A 19,354-nucleotide genomic window follows, 5' to 3' on the forward strand; every position below is an offset into this window, starting at 1 on the left:
ATTATGACGCGCTTCCCTGATCCTTGTCTTCATTGTTGCGGGTATCCAATGTCGCACGTTCTCAAGCTGCGGGGCGGTGTCGCCCTGTCCCAGTTCCGACTCGATAAACTTCTTGCTGCTGCTCGCGAAGCAGGTCTACCCGATCTGACTATTGCGGCAGAGTACTGGCACTTTACCGAAAGTGAAGCGCCACTGAGCGAGGCGCAAGTCGCCGTGCTGGAAAAATTGCTGACCTACGGCGAACCGCCGCTGGCGCAGCAGCCTACCGGCGATCTTTTCCTGGTTACGCCGCGTCTTGGCACGCTGTCGCCATGGGCTTCCAAGGCTACCGATATCGCACGCCACTGCGGTCTGGAGCAGGTATTGCGCATCGAGCGCGGTATTGCCTTCCACATCACCGCGGCCACCCCATTGACCGAAGAGGCTCGTCAACGTCTGGCGGGCCTCTTGCACGATCGTATGACCGAAACCGTGCTGCCGTCGCTGGCCGATGCCGAGCGCCTGTTCGTGCACATCGAGCCGCAACCGCTGTCCACCGTCGACATCCTCGGCGGCGGCAAGGCGGCGCTGGATGCGGCCAACCTTGACATGGGTCTGGCGCTGTCGCCGGATGAAGTCGACTATCTGGTCGAAAACTTCATCAAGCTGGAGCGCAACCCGACCGACGTCGAACTGATGATGTTCGCGCAGGCCAACTCCGAGCACTGCCGTCACAAGATTTTCAATGCGCAGTTCATCGTCGACGGCGTGGAGCAGGGCAAGTCGCTGTTCCGCATGATCCGCGACACCCACGACGCGCATCCGCAAGGCACCCGCGTGGCCTACAAGGACAACGCCTCGGTAATCGACGGCGCCACCATCGAGCGCTTCTATCCGCAGCCGGACAGCAACACCTACGCCTACAGCGAAGAGCCGACCCACATTCTGATGAAAGTGGAAACGCACAACCACCCGACCGCGATCTCGCCGTTCCCCGGCGCCTCGACCGGTAACGGTGGCGAGATCCGTGACGAAGGCGCTACCGGTCGCGGCTCGCGCCCGAAGGCCGGCCTGTCCGGTTTCACCGTCTCCAATCTGAACATTCCCGGCTTCCAGCAACCGTGGGAAGACGCCAGCTACGGCAAGCCGGGTCGCATCGCCTCGGCACTCGACATCATGCTCGAAGGCCCGATCGGCGGCGCCGCGTTCAACAACGAATTCGGCCGCCCGAACCTGGCCGGCTACTTCCGCACCTTTGAAGACAACTTCCAAGGCGAGCGTCGCGGCTACCACAAGCCGATCATGATCGCCGGCGGCCTGGGCAGCATCCAGGAACAGCAGATCTTCAAGAACGAGATTCCGGAAGGCGCGCTGCTGATCCAGCTTGGCGGCCCGAGCCTGCTGATCGGTCTCGGCGGCGGTGCGGCATCGTCGATGGACACCGGTGCCAACAGCGAAAACCTGGACTTTGATTCGGTGCAGCGTGGCAACCCGGAAATCGAACGCCGTTGCCAGGAAGTGATCGACCGCTGCTGGCAGCGCGGCGCGGCCAACCCGATCGTGTCGATTCACGACGTCGGTGCCGGTGGCCTGTCCAATGCCTTCCCGGAGCTGGTGAACGACGCCGGTCGTGGTGCCATCTTCCATCTGCGCAAGGTGCATCTGGAAGAAAAAGGCATGACCCCGATGCAGATCTGGTCCAACGAATCGCAAGAGCGCTACGTGATGGCCGTGATGCCGGCCGATCTGGAGCTGTTCACCGCCATCTGCGAGCGCGAGCGTTGCCCGTTCGCGGTGCTGGGCGTGGCCACTGATGACGGCCACCTGCAGGTGCGTGACGATCATTTCGACAACAACCCGGTCGACATGCCGCTGGAAGTGCTGCTGGGCAAGCCGCCGCGCATGACCCGCGACGTGACTACCCGTGTCGTGGTGACCGACGCCTTCGACGCCGCGCAATACGACACCAAGGAATCGGCGTACCGCGTGCTGCGCAACCCGACCGTGGCCGACAAGTCCTTCCTGATCACCATCGGCGACCGTACCGTGGGCGGCATGACCGCGCGCGACCAGATGGTCGGCCCGTGGCAGGTGCCAGTGGCTGACGTGGCCGTGACCGCGATGGGCTTCAACACCACCAAGGGCGAGGCGATGGCGATGGGCGAGCGTACGCCGGCGGCGTTGTTCTCCGCTCCGGCCGCCGGCCGCATGTCGGTGGGCGAGTCGCTGCTGAACCTGGCTGCGGCCAACGTTGGCGAGCTGGGCAACGTCAAGCTGTCTGCCAACTGGATGGCCGCTGCCGGTCACCCGGGCGAGGATGCCAATCTGTACGCCACCGTGAAAGCGGTGTCCGACATCTGTATCGACATCGACGTCAGCATTCCGGTAGGCAAGGATTCGCTGTCGATGAAGACGGTATGGGAAGACCAGGGCGAGAAGAAATCGGTGACCGCACCGCTGTCGCTGATCATCTCCGCGTTTGCCCCGGTGGCCGACGTGCGCAAGACGGTGACGCCGCAGCTGCAGGCCGCCGACAGCGCGCTGCTGCTGCTGGATCTGGGGGCTGGTCGCAACCGTCTCGGCGGTTCGATCTTCGGCCAGGTGTGGAACGACATGAACGGCCAGACGCCGGACGTGGATCAGGCTGCCAAACTGGCTGCTGCCTTCCATACCATCCAGTCGCTGGTACAAGATGAACTGCTGCTGGCCTACCACGACCGCTCCGACGGCGGCCTGTTCGCCACGCTGGCGGAAATGTGCTTCGCCGGTCATCTTGGTGCGCAAGTCGAACTGTCGGTGCTGACCGACGACACTGCGGCCAACGTTAACGCGGTGCTGTTCAACGAAGAGCTGGGCGCGGTGATGCAGGTTGCCGTTGACCAGATCGACGAAGTGCTGGCGCGCTTTGCCGCCGCCGGTCTCGGCGCCGAAACCAGCGTCATCGGCGTGCCGACCGACGACAACACCCTGACCCTGTTGCATGGCGAAGAAGTGGTGCTGGCCGAGTCGCGCGTCGCGCTGCAGCAAGCCTGGTCCGAGACCAGCTACCGTCTGCAACGCCTGCGTGACAACCCTGCCGGCGCCGACAGCGAGTATGCGCAGATCGCCGACACCGCCTCGCGCGGCCTGTTTGCCGAGCTGACTTTCGACACCAAGGACAATCCGGCGGCGCCGTTCATCGCTACCGGCGCACGTCCGCGCATCGCCATCCTGCGCGAGCAGGGCGTCAACGGCCAGATCGAGATGGGTGCTGCGTTTACCCGCGCCGGTTTCGAAGCGGTCGACGTGCACATGTCCGACGTGATCGCCGGCCGTATCCAGCTGGCCGACTTCAAGGGTCTGGCGGCGTGCGGCGGCTTCAGCTACGGCGACGTGCTGGGCGCCGGCGAGGGCTGGGCGAAGAGCATCCTGTTCAACGCGCAGGCGCGCGAGCAGTTCGAGGCCTTCTTCGGTCGCGGCGACACCTTCGCACTGGGGGTGTGCAACGGTTGCCAGATGATGTCCAACCTATCGGACATCATTCCGGGCGCGCAGTACTGGCCGAAGCTGAACCGCAACGCTTCCGAGCAGTTCGAAGCCCGTTTCGCGATGGTGGAAGTCACCGAATCGCCATCGATCTTCCTGCAGGACATGATCGGCTCCAAGCTGCCGGTGGTGGTGTCGCACGGCGAAGGCCGCGCGGTGTTTGCCCCGGGCGCACAGGAGCAGGTGCTGACCGCGCTGCGCTACGTGGACTTCAACGGCCAGCCGACCGAGACCTATCCGATGAACCCGAACGGCTCGCCGGCAGGTATCACCGGCGTTACCACGCCGGACGGTCGCTTCACCATCATGATGCCGCACCCTGAGCGCGTGTTCCGCACGCTGCAGAACAGCTGGCATCCGGCGGAGTGGGACGAAAACGGCGCCTGGTTCCGCATGTTCGCCAGTGCCCGTCGCTGGATCGGCTAAGCAATTCGCTGAAAAGCAGACAAAACACCCCGCCACGGCGGGGTGTTTTTTTATGGTGCCTACCGATGACACAAGGTTGGCCGCAATAAAAAACGCCGGCCACATGGCCGGCGTTGTTGTCGGCGGGGCGGGGTTAGTCGCGGTCGCCAGCGAAAGCCATCAGCAGGTGCAGCAGGCTGGTGAACAGGTTGTAGATGCTGATGTAGATGCCCAGCGCCGCGGAAATGTAGCTGGTCTCGCCACCGTCAACGATGGTTTTGACTTGCCACAGGATCATCAGCGAGCTGAACAGCGCGAAGGCGGCGGAAATCACCAGCGACATCAGCGGCAGCTGCAGGAAGATGTTGGCAACCACGGCCACCATCAGCACGACGGCGCCGACCATCAGGAATTTGCCCATGCCGCTCAGGTCACGCTTGGTAGTGGTGGCGATGCCAGCCATCACGGCGAAAACCAGCGTGGTTGCGCCGCCCGCAACCATGATCAGCTGCGAGCCATTGGCCAGCTTGAACGCGGCTTGCAGCAAGGGGCCGAGCAGTACGCCCATCAGCAGGGTGAACAGCAGCATCAGCGGCACGCCCAGTGCGTTGTTGCGGTTGGCTTCGATGGCGAAGGTCAGGCCGTAGAACAGCGCCAGGATGGCGATCATGCTCATGATCGGGCTGCCCGCCATGAAGGCGAAGCTCATGTTGGCGCCCACTGCCGCGCCGATGACGGTCGGTATCATCGATAGGCCGAGCAGGGCGTAAGTATTGCGCAGCACCTTGTGACGGCTGCCACTCAGTGCAGTGCTTTGGTAGGCGGTGTGCAAATTGGGTTGCATGGCGAAGAGACTCCTTGCTGTTGTTGTTTGGGTAATGCAGGTCATGGACAATATACCTGTAGGATAGTTTCGCCATCAAAAAATATTTGGAGCGGGATCTTGCCTAGCGTGGGCTTGTCTACTATTATGCGCACTCTGCTGAAGCAAGGCAGTGAGTCGCGAAAGTGGCGGAATTGGTAGACGCACTGGATTTAGGTTCCAGCGCCGCGAGGCGTGAGAGTTCGAGTCTCTCCTTTCGCACCACTACATTGCTTCATGGAAAACACTAAACCGCTCAAACCCAAGCACAGCAAAGGTTTCGGCGGTTTTTTGTTGTCTACTCAAAATGCAAAATCCCCCAAGAAAATACAATTTAACGCTACCATGTGTCCCATATTTGTCCCGAGGTTTGTCCCATGGCGACGTATGAGAAACGTGGTGACGCGTGGCGCGTCAAGATTCGCAAGGGCGGGGTAAGCCTGTCTGAATCAGGTTTCCGCACCAAGCGCGAGGCGGAAGCCTGGGCGGTGAAGAAAGAAGCCGAAATCTCTGCGCAGGCCGCGGGCCTGATCCCGGACAAAACCTTTGGCGAGTTGCTGGCGCGCTACGCTGAGGAGGTATCACCGCGCAAGCGGGGCGAGCGGGCGGAGCAGATGCGCATCGCGCTCTACCAGCGCGAGTTCCCGGTGTTGATGGCGGTGAAGCTGGCCAGCCTCAGCAATCATCACTTTTCCGATTGGCGTGATCAGCGGCTGAAGATGGTCAGCGCGGCCAGTGTTCGTCGCGAATGGGCGCTGCTGCAGCACGCGCTGAATATCGCGGTGAAGGAGTGGGGCTGGATCAAGTCGAGCCCGCTGGATTCCCTGACCAAGCCGGCGGCGGCGAAGGCGCGTACTCGCCGGCCGACTGATCTGGAGTCGGAGGCAATTTTGCTGGCCACCGGCTATCACCACGAAATGCCCCCATTTCTGATGACTGCCCGGGTTGGTGCTGCGTGGTTGTTTGCGATCGAGACCGGTATGCGGGCTTCCGAGATCTGCGGCCTGACGCGGGAGGCGATCAATTTTGATCGGCGTCTGGCGCACCTGGCGATGACGAAGAATGGCCATGCCCGGGATGTGCCGCTATCTGTCGAGGCGGTGCGCTTACTGAGGCAGGTGATGGAGGCGGTACCGGATGGGCCGGTGTTCGGCCTGCGGCCATCGTTGCTGGATTCGCTGTTCAGGAAGGCGAAGGCGCAGGCGCTGATCGAGGATCTGCACTTTCATGACAGCCGGCGTGAGGCACTGACCCGGCTGGCCAAGAAAGTGGATGTGATGACCCTGGCGAAAATCAGTGGTCATCGTGACTTGCGGATACTGCAGAACACTTACTACGCGCCGGACATGGCCGACGTGGTGGCGCTGCTGGATTAGGCGCGCTTCTTTTCCTGGCGGGCATCTGCCCAGCGCATGATTTCGGCGACCTTCCAGCGGCGGTTGCGGCTGGTGCCGGTGGCGATGTTGATCGCTCGCGGAAAGTCGGGGCTGACGGCGATCCGCTGCATGAAGTGCTGCGAGCTGACGCCCAGGTATTCGGCGCAAGCCGCGGCGTCCCAAAGCTGCTTGTCTGCCGGAATCACCGGCCGCGGTGTGGCCAGCGTGTAGATGAGCTGCTTGATGCTCTGCACCAGCTCGGCCGTGTCGATCGTCGAATTCATTCTGCTTTCCTTTCCAAGTTGGTTGCGGGGCGTGCCGGCCGTTAACCCAACACTTCGCAATCCTGATTTGCCCAGCTGCGCCAGGCGCTGATCGTGGTTTGCTGATCCTGATTGAATTGCACGTGGGTCAGCGTGCCGCGCTGGTTCTGCAGCACGCCGGTGACGTGTCGCGTTACACCGAAGCGGCGCAGCACGTCTCCCTGCTGTGGTTGCTTGCGCGGGTCGCGGCTCATGCCACGCTGCCCGCCGTTGATTGCTGTGCCTGGACGGCTTTCTTCAGGCTCTGGTACAGATCGGCGTGGCTTTTCTTCAGGTACTCCATCACGGCCAGGTCGGTGTTGTTCACCTTGGCCAGATCGATCTGCTCGACGTGCACCAGGCGTACCAGCTCGCGGACGGCTTTTGGCATGTTGCGGCCGGATTCGTAGCGAGAGCCGCCGGACTGGGTAACGCCGACGCGGCTCCAGAATTCACTCTGGTTCAGGCCAAGGTTGTGACGGATCTCGCGAGGGTCGGCGATGGTGGCAAAGTTCATGGTGTTCTCCTGTTGTTAGGTGCGTTGTTCTAGCCGGAAGGTGAATGCGTCGATCGCGGCACCCTCCGGCGGGTTGATCAGGTATTTGCCCTGGTTGTTGATGACAATGTGGCCGGTGGCCTCTATCGCCGGCACGGCATGCTCGATGCTGTTGACGACGATCAGCGGTGCGTAGGCAGTTAGTGGCCAGCTGGGCGGCACAGCGACCGCTGGCACGCCGCAGAGCGACAGGTGGTCCACTAGCTGGTCTGCGCGGTCAAAGTCCTTCCTGTGGACTGCTAGCGTGGCTACAGCGTGGGCGAACTGCTCGCCCAGCCGGATCAGGGTGTCGACATGTAGCGTGCTCATCTCGCAATCCATTCAGCCAAGGTCAACAGGGCGATGAATGCCGCACAGGCGCCTATGCCGCGTGCAAAGGCTTTTCCCATGGCCAGCAGATCCTGCTTAAGTTCCGAGCGCATCACGCCACCTTTCCGGCCGGCTGTGGCCGCTGGAGCTTGCGCACCTCGTGCACCGGCAGGCCAAGCATGCCCCAGCCGATGAAACGCAGGCTGTAACCCCGCTCGCGGAACTGCTCCGCCAGCGCCTCCGGCACATGGCCGATCAGGGTTTCTTTGAAAGACGGTTGCATCATTGCTCTCCCTGTTTTCCTTGCTTCAAGGACATGCCCAGACAGGCGTGCTGCCCGCACTTGGCGTCAAAATTTCCAGGCATGAGACGGCTGGCCGGCGCTCCGCCACGATCTGGCGATATTCACCGCGAGCAGGCTGCTCATTCGTCAGGCTCTGCGCTGTTGGCGCCTTGATGCGCACGGCGCGCTTGTTCCACTCTGCATGGCTAAGGCTGGGCAGGTGGCACAGCAGTAACAGCAGACAAATTCGGGACATGGCGGCCTCCTTGTTGGTGTCCCCTTCGGCGCGGTGCGGTGATGCGTGCACGGCATGGGCGAGGGCGGGTGGGGTTGGCTAGTCCACCTCCGCGCGGCGCAATGAGGCGCAGCGTCTGCCCTGGCTGAAGGGGTGTTATGGGTTGCAGACAAATCGTGTTGCAAATATCAAAACAACACAATATGTGTAAATAATGACATAAACACAAATTGTGTCAACACAAATGGTGTATTTATTTGAGGTGACGAGGAAAGTGTGGCGGAAAGCTGACCAAGTGCATGAGAGAGGCCGTTGGTCTGTGCTCAGTCACCCACTGTGATTTGTGAAACTGGGTGGGTGATTCACATATCAAGATGAGGCAACATCATCTACGATCTATCCCAAGTCACTTGTATGGGGCGGTTGTGCCAAAAGTAATGTGGTTTGGTGAGCAAGAATAATTTTGGGGGTGAAGATGGAGTCTGCGAATTGCGAAGAAGTAGTTAGGCTGGCTGAGATAGCGATCCAAGTGGCAAACAGCCTGGAGCAGCTAGAAAAGTGCGGCTTGTTTTGCGAGGGGGTCGGGCAGCCTCTATGGCTTGAACTGAAAGGGTTGGCCGAGAATTTAATTCCCAAATAGTTTGAGTAATTGCATGCCGAATATCAACCATGCGGATGGTCTTGGTTGTGACTGAATTAAAAAATCTTTTGAAATAAATGAAATGACAGATAAATCCAGTAAAGATACTGAAAAATCTAGCCTTCTATTGCAAGCCAAGGTATGGGCGATTTTTGCTGCAATTGTCACCCCGGGTGCGTTCCTGATCGGTTCCCATTATTACGAAGGCTATCTCTCTGCATTTGGGCTGTCACCTGATGAACTACCCATGGCAACGTCAAATGTCTACGTTCTTTCATATAGTGTCGTTGGCTATTTTCTGTTGGCAGTGGGTGAGGTCTTAGCTAAGTGGGTTAACTCGCTCTTCGACTTTCCTGATGTGCTTTACACGTTGGTACTGCTAGCGGGCTTTGTGCTGGTGGTCTACTTAGGGCTTAAGGGAAGGCGCAAGATTAAGGTAGGGGCAGTCGCGGCCAATGGGCGCTTTGCCCGTACCTTGAGGTGGTTAAACCCCCATGCCAATGATGGTATTAAGGCCGTTTTTATTGTCTTCTTCGCTTCCTATGGTGTAGTTGCGCTGAGTATTGGTTTTGCCGCAATCGCAGTCTTTTGGTGGATTATTCCTGTGGCATCACAGGCGAAGGGAGCTGACAATGCAAGGGAGCGCATTGATTTCTTTCACAAGAGTGGCTGTGTTCTTGAGAAAAAAACCAAATGGAACAATTGCTTTGTCATTTTGGATGAAAGAGGGGCGATTGCCCATCAAGGGATACTTGTTGGTGTGAGTGACAGAGGTATTGCAATGTATAAGAAGGAAGGGCTCGTTATTGTTGCGCGGAAAGATAGCTTGCAGTTGATGCGCAAAAATTCGAACTGAAGAATTTGGACTATATTTTAGGAGAAAAGCCGAACAGTGTTTGCTGTCGGCTTTTCTTTGTTACATCCGTTTGCGAGACGGTAGGGAAATGACTCGTGCCGGCTCGGGGTTGGTCACTGTTGTAGATGTTTGAGCAGGGCGGAAGACGGGAGAGTTGAGCTGGATGACGGAGGCCATCTCGCCAGTCATGTAACCCTCTGGCAAGGAACACAGTCGCTCGATGTCCGCAGCAGGCAAACCGATTGTTTCGATCAGATAAGGCTTGGTGAAGCCACCTTGTTCCAGCAGCATCTTGATGGCCCGGGGCATCAGTCGCGGAGATTCCGGTTCCAAAACATCATCCAGCGGTTCACCTTTGCGCCAGCCACGTGCACTGTAGTTTTTCCAGAGGCGGGTTGTGTAGGCTTCGCCAATCAGGTTAAGTGTCGATGCGCGCATGATCATGGCACCGATCGACACTTTCCAGCGGCGTTTTAGAACCTGCAATGTATCCAGTGTTGGATGGGCCAGTTCCAGGGAAATGCTTTCTGCAGGCATCAGGAAGGCACTTGCGAATAGATGCGCTTGGCGTTCCAGTTCGCTATAGCGCTCTTCTTCGTCGGCCTTGGTCAAATGGCGATGCAAGATCAGGTGGCCAAGTTCATGGGCCGCATCAAACCTGCTACGCACAGCGCTTGCCTTGTCTGCAGCCAGAAACACATAGGGCCGATTGTCTACATCAAACCAACGCGAAACGCCATCCATTTTGATGTAGCCCAGTGGTTCTCGAGTGGTAATTATCCCCGCGCTTTCCATTACCCGGATCACATCATCGATTGGTCCCATGCCCAAGCGCCAATGCTGGCGACACTGTGTGGCAATGTCTTCTATCTCTTCATCAGTAAGAAGTAGTGCTTCTTCGCGAGACAACGATACGGGCAGGTTTACAGCTGGCCAACCTATCCACTCCTGAATCGAAGCTGAAAGCTCATGAAGCCATTCAAGCCGGATGCTAGCTATAGTGCGAGCGGCTTTGGTGAGGGATGTATTGGAGCGGAAGAAGTATCCCGACTTGCCAAAGTCAGGCATGGGACGCAAGAACCAGGTGGCTGGCAGCTCAAGTGCTGTCGCCACCCTTTCCAGTGCGGCAGGCTCCGGAAATTGCTCACCTCGTTCCCATTTGGAAATGGATGGGCTAGACACCCCGGACAGTTCGGATAGAGCGGACTGAGTCATACCACGGGCAGCCCGTGCCTGAATCAATCGCCCCCCCTGAAAACCTGCTACACCTGTGCGCATTCTTACTTCCTAATTTGTTGCATTTTCCAATTCGATTTGACCCAGTCGCTTGAGCAAAATTGGGGCTGGATCGATTGGTGCTGGTGGAACTGGTGGTTCCTTTGCCAGCTGTAAAAGTTCACTGAGCCGGTACTCGGCAAAGCAATTTTTTAGTGATGGGAATGGAATATCAACTGTGACAACTGAGTTTTCGATAGACAAGTAGTCAGCCTTGGCGGAGATAACTGCAAACAGCTTGTCCAGCGGTAAGGAAGACCGGTCTACTACTTCAAATAGGTCCAAGTTGTAAGGCTCCAACCTCCCATTCTGCTTTCCTAATGTTTTGCTGTAATCAGCATTAACAAAAGAAGTTGAATTTTTGTTCCTTGTCGTTATGACAAAGGATGCCGTCAAAATTTTGGGGTAGTGGTACCCTGGCTTGGCTGTGCTTTCCGTGATGTACGCTAGCCCAGATTGCTCGGCACTTTTCAAGCAAGCTGTAGCAATTGCTGAAGGGATGGCAGCGGCAAATGCTTGGCGCCGAATTTGTCTGTCCGAGTGTTGCTTCTCAACCGTCCACTTTAGAGCATCCAAGTCAGACAAGATGTTCTCATCCGCGCGTAACAGAAAGTCCAACCCGAGGTCGCTAACAGCGAGCTGCATGACCTTGGAAGCCAGATCGGCGTGCATGGTAGTCAAAATAACCATTTCCTTCTAGAGAAAAGAATACGTAAACAAAGAAATTGCGGTGGCGAGATTGGTGCCAACCGGAATTATAGGCGTATTTTTTTCGTTAAGAAGAAAATTTACTCATGTCATGCCATAAAATGGCGAAATGCCCACATGGACTGTCTTGCTTCCCTAGCCTGTCACAGCCTTAAGCTCATCCTTCTGGTAGTGGTCACACTAACACGCCATGCACTCATTAAAAACACATATTGTGTTATTTGATGGATTGCTATGCTTTTTGTGTTGCTACAAGGGGACAGGGAGAGTGGTTAAGTGTAGTCAGGAGGGGGAGTGTTCGATAGCCGGGCCAGCGATTTTCTGATGTGGCAGGCCCATGCGTGAGGAAGTTGTATGTGACACGCATTGCCAAGAGGAATATCCTAAACGGATATATCGCCATCACTTCCAGCAAGGAGTTGCCGTGCATTACGACCATAAATCCTACCTGCCGTTTACCGGTCGCTCTCGGCTGGACAAGTCCATCAACTCGCTGATTGGCATCGTGGAAGGCATTGCCATTGACCAGGAGATCAATGCCCGCGAAGTACGGTTCTTGCAAGACTGGGTCAGCGAGCATGCCGAGCTGCAAGGGCGTCATCCTTACAACGAGTTGATGCCAGTCGTGATGGCAGCGCTGGAAGATGGGGTGCTGACTGCGGACGAGCGTGACGACATTCTCTGGCTGTGCAATCAGCTGCGCTCAACCGGCTACTACGATGAGGTGACTGCTGATCTGCAGCGTTTGCACGCACTGCTTGGCGCTATTCTGGCCGATGGTGTCATTACCGAAGCTGAGCTCAGAGGGCTATCAGCCTGGATGGCGGATCATGAGCACCTGAAGCGTTGCTGGCCATACGATGAGATAGACAGCCTGATTGTCACGGTAATGGCTGACAAGAAGATCGATGAGCAGGAGCAAAAGATGCTGCGAAGCTTCTTTGCGGAGTTCATCGGCTTTCTTGATAACACCACGATTGTCAGCCCTATGGTGGAGGCAAGGGGCGAAATCAGCGGCTTGTGCTCCGTGTGCCCTGAAGTTGTATTTCAGGGTGCCAAGTTCTGCTTCACTGGTGCGTCCAGCCGGTACAAGCGCACAGAGATTGCCGAGATTGTGCAGGGGCTGGGTGGTGAGGTCGTCAACGATGTCTCCTCCCGGGTGGACTATCTGGTCATCGGCGCGGACGGGAACCCTTGCTGGGCATACGCTTGCTATGGCCGTAAGGTCGAGAAAGCCGTGCAGCTGCGCAAGAAGGGGGCCCACATCCTGCTGGTACACGAAAACGACTTTCATGATGCGGTGGCGGATGCCTGACAAAGCCCTTGTTTCTACAGGAGGAAACCTTGCTCAAACGTGACGACATGAAAGAACTGGTTATCAAGGCGATCAGGTCCGCCGGCGGCAAGAGCTGGCCCAAGGATGTGGCCAAGTTTATCTGGGATGGCTACGAGAAAGAGCTCAAAGCATCCGGCGATTTTCTTTACACCTGGCAATATGATGTCCGGTGGGCCGCACAAGCATTGCGCAACGAGGGTGTACTGAAACCAGTGAACGGGCGGCGTGATTTGCCTTGGGAGCTGGTCTGAATCAAGCAGCATAGATGGTCGGCGGATGCCGGCCTTTTTGTTGCTGACTTAGGCGTTGATTTCGGGGCCCTACGCTGGGGGATTAAGCTGTCGCCATCAGCCCGCCATTCAAATGACAAATTTATAATTTTTCATTAATGATGATAGGATATTGCTTGATTCGTTCACCACCCATGCGGCTGACATACGGCACAAACTTGAAAACGCGTACCTGGCGATCCTTCGCTTCGTCATCCTGCTGGTAGCCGGGTTGGGAATTTTGCCTTACACCTGGCAAATGCCATGGGAGTAACTTCAAGTCAAGGAGATGTCTAGATGAGAAATGCCCTGAGTTTGTTTATCTGCGTCATTTTCCTGAGTGCATGCGCTACGACCTATCAGCCCTTTCAGTTGTTCGGCACCGGTGGGTACACCGAGAGTCAAGTCGGGGTGGCGACCTATCAGGTTTCGTATTACGGAAATCACGTTACTTCGATGGAAACGCTAAATACCCTGCTGCTTTATCGTTGCGCGGAATTGACGCTTGAGAAGGGCTATGACGGTTTTCAAATAACGAGAGGCTACGGTCGACAGCCTATATCTTCGATGGGAGGCTTCAGATCAGTGAAATACGTAATTGTCATGCACGGGGGCGCACCGCAAGGGCAAGGAGATCAAAGTTACGACGCAAGAGCAGTGCTTCAGGAATTCGGCCCTTATGCCAAGAAGTCATCGTAGTTTGTAGCATCCTGATCGGTTGCGTCATTCAGAAGGGGCTTGGCTGACGGTTTGATTGCCGAGCCATGAAAAGGCCGGGTAGCGAGAGCTGCCCGGTCTTTTTGCGTCTAGCCTTCGGCTTGCTCTTTGGCGTCCTGCAACAAATCCTGGAAGTTTTCGGTTTTCTCCAGCAGCAGGCGGCAGAGGGCGGTGATGTTGGGTGGGCAATCCGGCAGGTGCTCGATGGCCGTGGCCAGTGGGGTGGCGTAGTGGTGGATGAACTCCAGCCCAAGGTTGGCCGCATCGAGGGCGGGGAGGTTGCGCGGGGTCATGATGTCGCTCCGCTGATGGACAGCTCGACACCGTGGCGCCGGGTGAGGGCGAGCAGATCCGGCATGGCATCGCCCAGGGCGGTGGCTTTGGGGAAGTTCGTCAGCACGCGCATGCCGGCGGCAGCGGGCAGCTGCGGTGCGCTGGCGATGGGTGCGGCCAACGTTGGGGTGGCTGGTTCTTTTCTGCCGCAAGGTTGGTATGAGCTGAGTTTTCAGCCCATACAAAGCGATGGCAGCGCCGCGCAGGCTGATGGGCGCAATGCGAGGGAGCGTCCGGTGCGCCACTACCAGGATTGGTGCGGGTTTCGATCGTCGGCGCAAAATTGCGCTGACGAAACTCCTCCGGCAGATCGGGCAACAACACCTCGCGGGTGCGCGGCTATCGCGCATTATTACTTTTGCAATTGACGGGGGTGGGGGTGCGGCCTATCATCGTGATGTCGCGTTCAATAGCGCGGCCGGGATTGGCGTCCCGGTTTCTCTCGGCGAACAAGCCGCCCTGCGGCTATTTTTGTTCGCACGCGCTCGTGCGCGCCCTTCTATGGCGGGCCGGGTGGGGGAGCCTTCGGGCTCACCGGTTCGAGAGACCGGCACGCCAACCCCGCTTCGGTCTGCCACCCCCGATTGGCGTCGTGGGTGGCGGTTAACATACCGCTTCTCTCGGAGGCCATCATGGCTGCTCAATCCCTTGCGCTCAGCGCGCCTGTCGTTTCCATTTCCAATGGTCAAACCACCACTACCAGCAAAGCGGTGGCTGACTACTTCCACAAACAGCACAAGGATGTTCTGCGCAAGATCGAGACGTTATCGCCTGACTTGCCAAGCGATTGGTATCAGCGCAATTTTGCGCCCATACAAATTGAGGTTGATCTTGGTATGGGACGCAAGCGTGTTGATCCCGGGTTTGAAATCACCCGCGACGGCTTCACGCTGCTGGCGATGGGCTTCACCGGCAAGCAGGCACTGCAATGGAAGCTGCGCTACATCGAGGCATTCAATGCTATGGAAGCGCATTTGAACGAGCAGCGGGCACTGCCTGCCGACCATGTGGCTATCCGCAAGGATCGCCTTGAACAGCTCCGCCAACTCCTGACGGACTGGAAGGCGTGTTCATACCGGCTGTATGGCCCGTTGAGTACGTTGGGCGTACCGGATGGCGTGAGGCTCTACACCTATGCCCACGAACTGTCGCTGGTCTGGGGAATTGTCACAAACACCAAACTATTCAACGGCCAGCCGCACACAGAGCCTGCCGCCCCGCCTTTTGTCCCGTAACTAAGGGTGCCCCCACGCCGCTGATGCGTTGGTTTGCCTATTGCGGGCAAACCAACGTATTTCGGGATGCTTTGTGTCGTGTGGAACGAATGAGAAAAGAGTTAGGCAGTGTGTGTAGTGTGTGCCCAGTCATGCTGCACTAGGTAAATAGCTTTCCATTACAAACTTCGTAATGGGAGTGTGCTTAAGTCATGCGACAAAAGCGGCATCACTGCCTAACGCATATGATTATGCCATCATGGGTAAGGGGTTTTCAACTCTTTTTTCATTAATAGACGCTCGATGCTCACTTTTGGGTCCCACTCTGTGAACCATTTTCTATTTGTCAAATAACTGAATTCACTATCAACATTAAGGTGAGAAAAAGCAGGTGCTTTATTGCAGACTGTTTCTATGATTATTTTTTTTGATTCGTTGGTTATGTGAGGGCAACTCATTAGATCGAAGAAGAGTAGTGCACTTTCCGCATGCATAGTAATGCAGTTCTTTTCAAGCATTACTTTTGATGAGTGAATAATGAAATTATGCAACTCAGCGTAAACGCCGTCGTTTTTTATATAATATAGAATGGATATGATTTGAAAATAGTTAAGAATTTTGTTGTTTTTTAGTTCGCCAAAAACAAAGCCGGTGGCAAATTTTGATAAATCGTCATTGGTCATTTTGTTTGATGGGAAAATCTCACTCATTGCTAGAATAAGATTTAAGTTTTCCACTCCGGAAGTTCTAGGGTCTGCGGTTTTTTTCTTCGAAACCAACGAGACTTCATCCTCAATCTTCTTTTGAATGCCATCCATGTGTTCATGATCGAGTTTTTCTGAAATGCGCTTCATGGTCAAAATTATTTGACTGACTAAGTAAGTGCTTCTTACTCTAATGTCGTTGGCATACACAAAAAATAGTACATCCAATAGAAACATCATAAATCGATAAAGTGCATCTTTTTGTTCGAAACTTCCATTGATTTTATTAGAATCATATCGAGATATTTTTGATTTGATCCCGCTGAGGAAATATCCAGTAATGTCCCAGTATGAAATTTCATTGTTTTTAATGATGCACTTGATGTCTCTGATTATTTTATTAGCTAGTTGAGACGGTTGTTTGCATGCTTTGATGTGGATTTTAGATAAATCTAATGGAGGCTCTTTGTTTTCGTCTTCTTGCTCTAATTTACTTAAGTCTGTACTGCTTTCGGAGTCTTCATCTGATGGCTCTTTTTTTGAGTCGAGCATTGGAAATATGTTGTCAAAAATAGATTGAATCTCTTTTTTTGCAACTGTGGTTCCAGTTATGAAGGGCACTTCAGAATCGTTGATTTTTGATTGGTTAATGAATAGTCTGTATTTTTCCAACTCATCAGTAAAGGTGGCATAAACTTCGGTTTTTACGGCGTCATTGTTGTAGAATAAGAAGTAGTCATCAACGTATCGTCTTATGGAGAAATCAACTTCGTGAACTAATGGGGGTTTTTTTTGGGAGAGAATATTTATTGCGGACTGATCTATTCTTTGCAGAATTATTTCTGCAAATATCCTGCTAAATTCAGGGCCAATTACGATGCCATTTTTTCTTCCAAAATTTGCATTTTCCATCAGTGTGGAGAATTTATCTTCGAAAGTTATCGATCCGGAGTTTATTTTTTGATAAATTTCGTCTTTGATTGATATGCCAAGCGAGCGAGTAGATAAACTATCGAAGCATTTTGAAATGTCAAATTTTCGTAGTTTTGAGAATTTTTTTTCGCATCTGTGAAATTCATATGAATCATAGAATTTGTATAGGAAAGAGTATTTTCTGTACGAGAAAAATGAGCTTGCGTGGTTTGGTTCCTTTTCAATTTTTGTTTCTGGTTCAATTTCAATGTCTTCATCTTTTAGCTTGTCGATTTTGTTGGGTTTCTTTCTTGTTTTTTCATAGAAATGAGTTGCGACGGAGCTGGGTGCTCTTAAGCTTGTTGTACATCTTGAGCAGAGACTGGTTATTAGGTCTTTATAGTCGCTATAAAACTTCACAAATGAGATTTGATTTGCCGGATGAATTAAATGTAATGTCCGATATGAGTCTGCATTTTTAATTATTTTATAGGAAAATGGGATGGTTTCTTTTTGGGAAAATACTGTTTTTGCAATGACAGATTTTTCTTTGTTGTCATTGTATTCGTATAGGCCAATGTTTGTGTAAATTATAGGGATTTCATATGGTAGGACTTCTGTTAGCAAAATCCTACGGTAATCAGTTTTCTCTAGTTTAATTTTCATTTTTCCAGCACTTTACAATTTTCGAAAATTTGTTTTTATCAAAAATGAATTCTTTCCGAAATCGATGGCCAATAAGGAAAGAATTCGCTGTTAATTTGCCTTTTCTCGTGGCGTGAAGAATAGCTAGTGCACTGCCGGGGCCTTTTTTTGTATTAATTAACTTCCTTAAAAAATTATCTAAGCTTTTAAGTTGGTCATATTGGTTTATCAATATGTAGCTGTAGTATATTCCTGCTTTTAAGTTCGATGATTCGTTGTTTTTGAATAGAGAGAAATTGCTGGTCAGAAATTTTATTCTATCCAGAAGTAATTCGTAATCTGAATTTTTTTTGTAATCTAGTATGGCAAGAACAATTCTGGTTTTTATCCTGCGTATTCTTTTTTCTGACAAGCTAATCGATATGCTTCTTTCTTGTCCTGCGGGGGTTTTTGATTCAGAGTACTTGTACCCTAAAAATTCAAAGCTATCCGCCAAGTTTTCTATGTTGGAGTTGCAGTTTTTAAAGTGTCTAAAGCTAGTTTTCTTTTTGTTTATGTTTAAATTTACTTCAGATAATTTTTCGTTAATTGTTTTTATGACTTGCTCGTGATTTGATGAGCAAAATATGATTAAGTCGTCAACATATCTAGCGTAGAAGTATACTTGAGGAATGGAGCGTATCTGCCTGTCAAAATCTTCTAGATATATTTCAGAAAGCGGTGCGCTTATGCTTAGTCCTGGCGGGAGTCCTTTTTCGGATGTAAGACTCTTGTGGTTAAATAGTACTGTTAGTAATTTTCGACATTTATAAGAAAGAAGTCTTTTGTCATTAATTGATTTTATTAATCTTTCTCTTTCTACGCTTTCGTAGAATGATTTTATATCGGTTCTGATGATATAAAAATCGGAAGTCTCTTTTAGTAGGGTTAGTACTTGAGAGCTAATATCGAACCTGTTAGAGAACTTGACTCTGTAGAGTCGAACCAAGTTGTCTGATATTTTTTTTAGCGCATAGTGACTTTCTGTTTTGTTGCATACGAATATTGATCTTTTATCTGTTTCTATTTTTCCTAAGTCTTGAAATGAAAAATGATCGGAGTTGATTGTTTCAACTGCAGCTTCTAAGTTTTTTTGGTAGTCTTCCCTTTTTTTTCCAAGTTTAAACTTTATTATGTCTTTTATTGTTGTTAGGTATAGTAGATTTTTTACATTAAATTCTTGATTGAGCATGGCGATGTTCTCAAAGAACTGTTTTGATGGTTTGGTTTAATACATATACCGTCCAGAGAAATGATGCGGCTGTGATGACTCGGTAAAAATATATGTTGTATCCAAATTTGAATAAGAAATAATATAGGGAGTGCCGCTTGCAAACTTCTTGTGATTTTGCTTTTCTTTGATGCTTAGTGTAGTTGTGATCAATTTGATCATGGTTTTCATACTTATCTAGAATGGTGTTGTAATCATTCGATATTTCTTGCATTTTGCTTAATGGTCTATAACTGCCCATAACCAAAATGCTTTTTCTTAATTTGTTTATTTCTAATGCGCAGGCATGCATGTTTGCTGCTCTTGCACCATACTTTGTAAAAGAAACTGCAATAGAAAGAGCTAGCAGTATTATAGGCATGCATATTTGAATAAAATCATATAATGGTTTTATGTCGTATGGAATAGCAAGGGACGTGGTGCCAGCGTTAGTTTTGTCTTGAATTTGAATAAGAGGAATGATAGACAAAAGAATTAGGGATGTGGATGCTGAGCAGAGTGCAAGCATTGATGATTTGTCAAGTGCTTGTAATCTTCTATCTGCATTGAATCTATCGTCTGCTGTTATTTCTATGTCGTTAAATAATTTTTTGAATTTACTTTGCATTTCTGGATTTTGGATAAATTTGCTCATTATTGTTTT

At 52.7% G+C, this 19,354-nt stretch carries 21 protein-coding genes and 1 tRNA gene; 8 read left to right on the top strand and 14 right to left on the bottom strand.

Translation table 11 applies throughout. The features are described 5' to 3' along the window. Positions 1-48: 48 nt before the first annotated feature. The gene (gene purL / locus NOM55_RS02130; protein ID WP_255907293.1) at positions 49-3,930 is read left to right on the top strand and encodes a phosphoribosylformylglycinamidine synthase; all 3,882 of its coding nucleotides are present in this window, start codon (positions 49-51) and stop codon (positions 3,928-3,930) included. 133 nt (positions 3,931-4,063) lie between these two features. Here purL and NOM55_RS02135 read toward each other — a convergent pair whose 3' ends face one another. Further along, positions 4,064-4,753, bottom strand: coding sequence for a Bax inhibitor-1 family protein (locus NOM55_RS02135; RefSeq protein ID WP_255907294.1), 690 nt, complete (start codon positions 4,751-4,753; stop codon positions 4,064-4,066). Between the two features lie 158 nt (positions 4,754-4,911). Here NOM55_RS02135 and NOM55_RS02140 point away from each other — a divergent pair. Beyond that, a tRNA-Leu gene (locus tag NOM55_RS02140) sits at positions 4,912-4,996 on the top strand. Between the two features lie 152 nt (positions 4,997-5,148). Then, positions 5,149-6,147 carry a site-specific integrase gene (locus NOM55_RS02145; RefSeq protein WP_255907295.1) on the top strand — a complete coding sequence of 333 codons (999 nt, stop codon included), beginning with the start codon at positions 5,149-5,151 and terminating at the stop codon, positions 6,145-6,147. On the opposite strand, the gene NOM55_RS02150 is transcribed toward NOM55_RS02145, so the two are convergent. The 6 genes from NOM55_RS02150 to NOM55_RS02175 all read right to left on the bottom strand — a co-directional run bounded on the left by NOM55_RS02150 (position 6,144) and on the right by NOM55_RS02175 (position 7,853). Continuing rightward, entirely contained in the window at positions 6,144-6,431 is a 288-nt protein-coding gene (locus tag NOM55_RS02150; RefSeq protein WP_047965482.1) for an AlpA family transcriptional regulator, read from the bottom strand. The two genes, NOM55_RS02145 and NOM55_RS02150, sit on opposite strands and share 4 nt — an antisense overlap. A 41-nt stretch (positions 6,432-6,472) precedes the next feature. Further along, on the bottom strand, positions 6,473-6,664 hold the full coding sequence (locus NOM55_RS02155; protein ID WP_255907296.1) for a hypothetical protein: 192 nt from the start codon (positions 6,662-6,664) through the stop codon (positions 6,473-6,475). Next, entirely contained in the window at positions 6,661-6,966 is a 306-nt protein-coding gene (locus NOM55_RS02160) for a DNA-binding transcriptional regulator (protein ID WP_047965480.1), read from the bottom strand. Before NOM55_RS02160 ends, NOM55_RS02155 begins: the two co-directional genes overlap by 4 nt. 15 nt (positions 6,967-6,981) lie before the next feature. Next, a complete protein-coding gene (locus NOM55_RS02165; RefSeq protein WP_255907297.1) occupies positions 6,982-7,314 on the bottom strand; it encodes a hypothetical protein in 333 nt (110 codons plus the stop codon). Positions 7,315-7,426: 112 nt separating this feature from the next. Further along, on the bottom strand, positions 7,427-7,600 hold the full coding sequence (locus NOM55_RS02170; protein ID WP_156167841.1) for a hypothetical protein: 174 nt from the start codon (positions 7,598-7,600) through the stop codon (positions 7,427-7,429). Positions 7,601-7,622: 22 nt separating this feature from the next. Next, on the bottom strand, positions 7,623-7,853 hold the full coding sequence (locus NOM55_RS02175) for a hypothetical protein (RefSeq protein ID WP_255907298.1): 231 nt from the start codon (positions 7,851-7,853) through the stop codon (positions 7,623-7,625). 701 nt (positions 7,854-8,554) lie between these two features. On the opposite strand from NOM55_RS02175, the gene NOM55_RS02180 reads away from it, so the two are divergent. Continuing rightward, on the top strand, positions 8,555-9,328 hold the full coding sequence (locus NOM55_RS02180; RefSeq protein WP_255907299.1) for a hypothetical protein: 774 nt from the start codon (positions 8,555-8,557) through the stop codon (positions 9,326-9,328). A gap of 60 nt (positions 9,329-9,388) precedes the next feature. On the opposite strand, the gene NOM55_RS02185 is transcribed toward NOM55_RS02180, so the two are convergent. Both NOM55_RS02185 and NOM55_RS02190 read right to left on the bottom strand, forming a co-directional pair. Beyond that, positions 9,389-10,606 (bottom strand): ImmA/IrrE family metallo-endopeptidase, encoded by a 1,218-nt coding sequence (locus NOM55_RS02185; protein WP_255907300.1) that lies wholly within the window; start codon positions 10,604-10,606, stop codon positions 9,389-9,391. Between the two features lie 9 nt (positions 10,607-10,615). Then, positions 10,616-11,284, bottom strand: coding sequence for a hypothetical protein (locus NOM55_RS02190; protein ID WP_255907301.1), 669 nt, complete (start codon positions 11,282-11,284; stop codon positions 10,616-10,618). Positions 11,285-11,735: 451 nt separating this feature from the next. Between NOM55_RS02190 and NOM55_RS17400 the strand changes: the two genes are divergently transcribed. The 3 genes from NOM55_RS17400 to NOM55_RS02205 all read left to right on the top strand — a co-directional run bounded on the left by NOM55_RS17400 (position 11,736) and on the right by NOM55_RS02205 (position 13,615). After that, positions 11,736-12,626: a BRCT domain-containing protein gene (locus tag NOM55_RS17400; protein ID WP_255907302.1), complete on the top strand. Its 891-nt coding sequence runs from the start codon at positions 11,736-11,738 to the stop codon at positions 12,624-12,626. Positions 12,627-12,655: 29 nt separating this feature from the next. After that, positions 12,656-12,898, top strand: coding sequence for a hypothetical protein (locus NOM55_RS02200; RefSeq protein WP_255907303.1), 243 nt, complete (start codon positions 12,656-12,658; stop codon positions 12,896-12,898). A gap of 315 nt (positions 12,899-13,213) precedes the next feature. Further along, positions 13,214-13,615: a hypothetical protein gene (locus NOM55_RS02205; protein WP_255907304.1), complete on the top strand. Its 402-nt coding sequence runs from the start codon at positions 13,214-13,216 to the stop codon at positions 13,613-13,615. A gap of 107 nt (positions 13,616-13,722) precedes the next feature. On the opposite strand, the gene NOM55_RS02210 is transcribed toward NOM55_RS02205, so the two are convergent. Next, positions 13,723-13,926: a hypothetical protein gene (locus tag NOM55_RS02210; protein WP_255907305.1), complete on the bottom strand. Its 204-nt coding sequence runs from the start codon at positions 13,924-13,926 to the stop codon at positions 13,723-13,725. Beyond that, positions 13,923-14,087, bottom strand: a complete 165-nt coding sequence (locus tag NOM55_RS02215; protein WP_255907306.1) for a hypothetical protein — start codon at positions 14,085-14,087, stop codon at positions 13,923-13,925. Before NOM55_RS02215 ends, NOM55_RS02210 begins: the two co-directional genes overlap by 4 nt. 511 nt (positions 14,088-14,598) lie before the next feature. On the opposite strand from NOM55_RS02215, the gene NOM55_RS02220 reads away from it, so the two are divergent. Further along, positions 14,599-15,201: a Rha family transcriptional regulator gene (locus NOM55_RS02220; protein ID WP_255907307.1), complete on the top strand. Its 603-nt coding sequence runs from the start codon at positions 14,599-14,601 to the stop codon at positions 15,199-15,201. A gap of 236 nt (positions 15,202-15,437) precedes the next feature. Here the strand turns inward: NOM55_RS02220 and drt3b are convergent, their stop codons facing one another. Genes drt3b through NOM55_RS02235 form a run of 3 tightly spaced genes read right to left on the bottom strand, consistent with a single transcriptional unit; the run spans position 15,438 to position 19,345 of the window. Beyond that, positions 15,438-17,462: an antiviral reverse transcriptase Drt3b gene (gene drt3b, locus NOM55_RS02225; protein WP_255907309.1), complete on the bottom strand. Its 2,025-nt coding sequence runs from the start codon at positions 17,460-17,462 to the stop codon at positions 15,438-15,440. Then, a complete protein-coding gene (drt3a, locus tag NOM55_RS02230) occupies positions 17,452-18,672 on the bottom strand; it encodes an antiviral reverse transcriptase Drt3a (RefSeq protein ID WP_255907310.1) in 1,221 nt (406 codons plus the stop codon). The genes drt3b and drt3a overlap by 11 nt, the downstream gene beginning before the upstream one ends. 10 nt (positions 18,673-18,682) lie before the next feature. Beyond that, positions 18,683-19,345, bottom strand: coding sequence for an SLATT domain-containing protein (locus NOM55_RS02235; protein WP_255907311.1), 663 nt, complete (start codon positions 19,343-19,345; stop codon positions 18,683-18,685). Positions 19,346-19,354 lie beyond the last annotated feature (9 nt).

The sequence above is a fragment of the Vogesella sp. AC12 genome, from assembly GCF_024437575.1.
Lineage (GTDB): Bacteria > Pseudomonadota > Gammaproteobacteria > Burkholderiales > Chromobacteriaceae > Vogesella > Vogesella indigofera.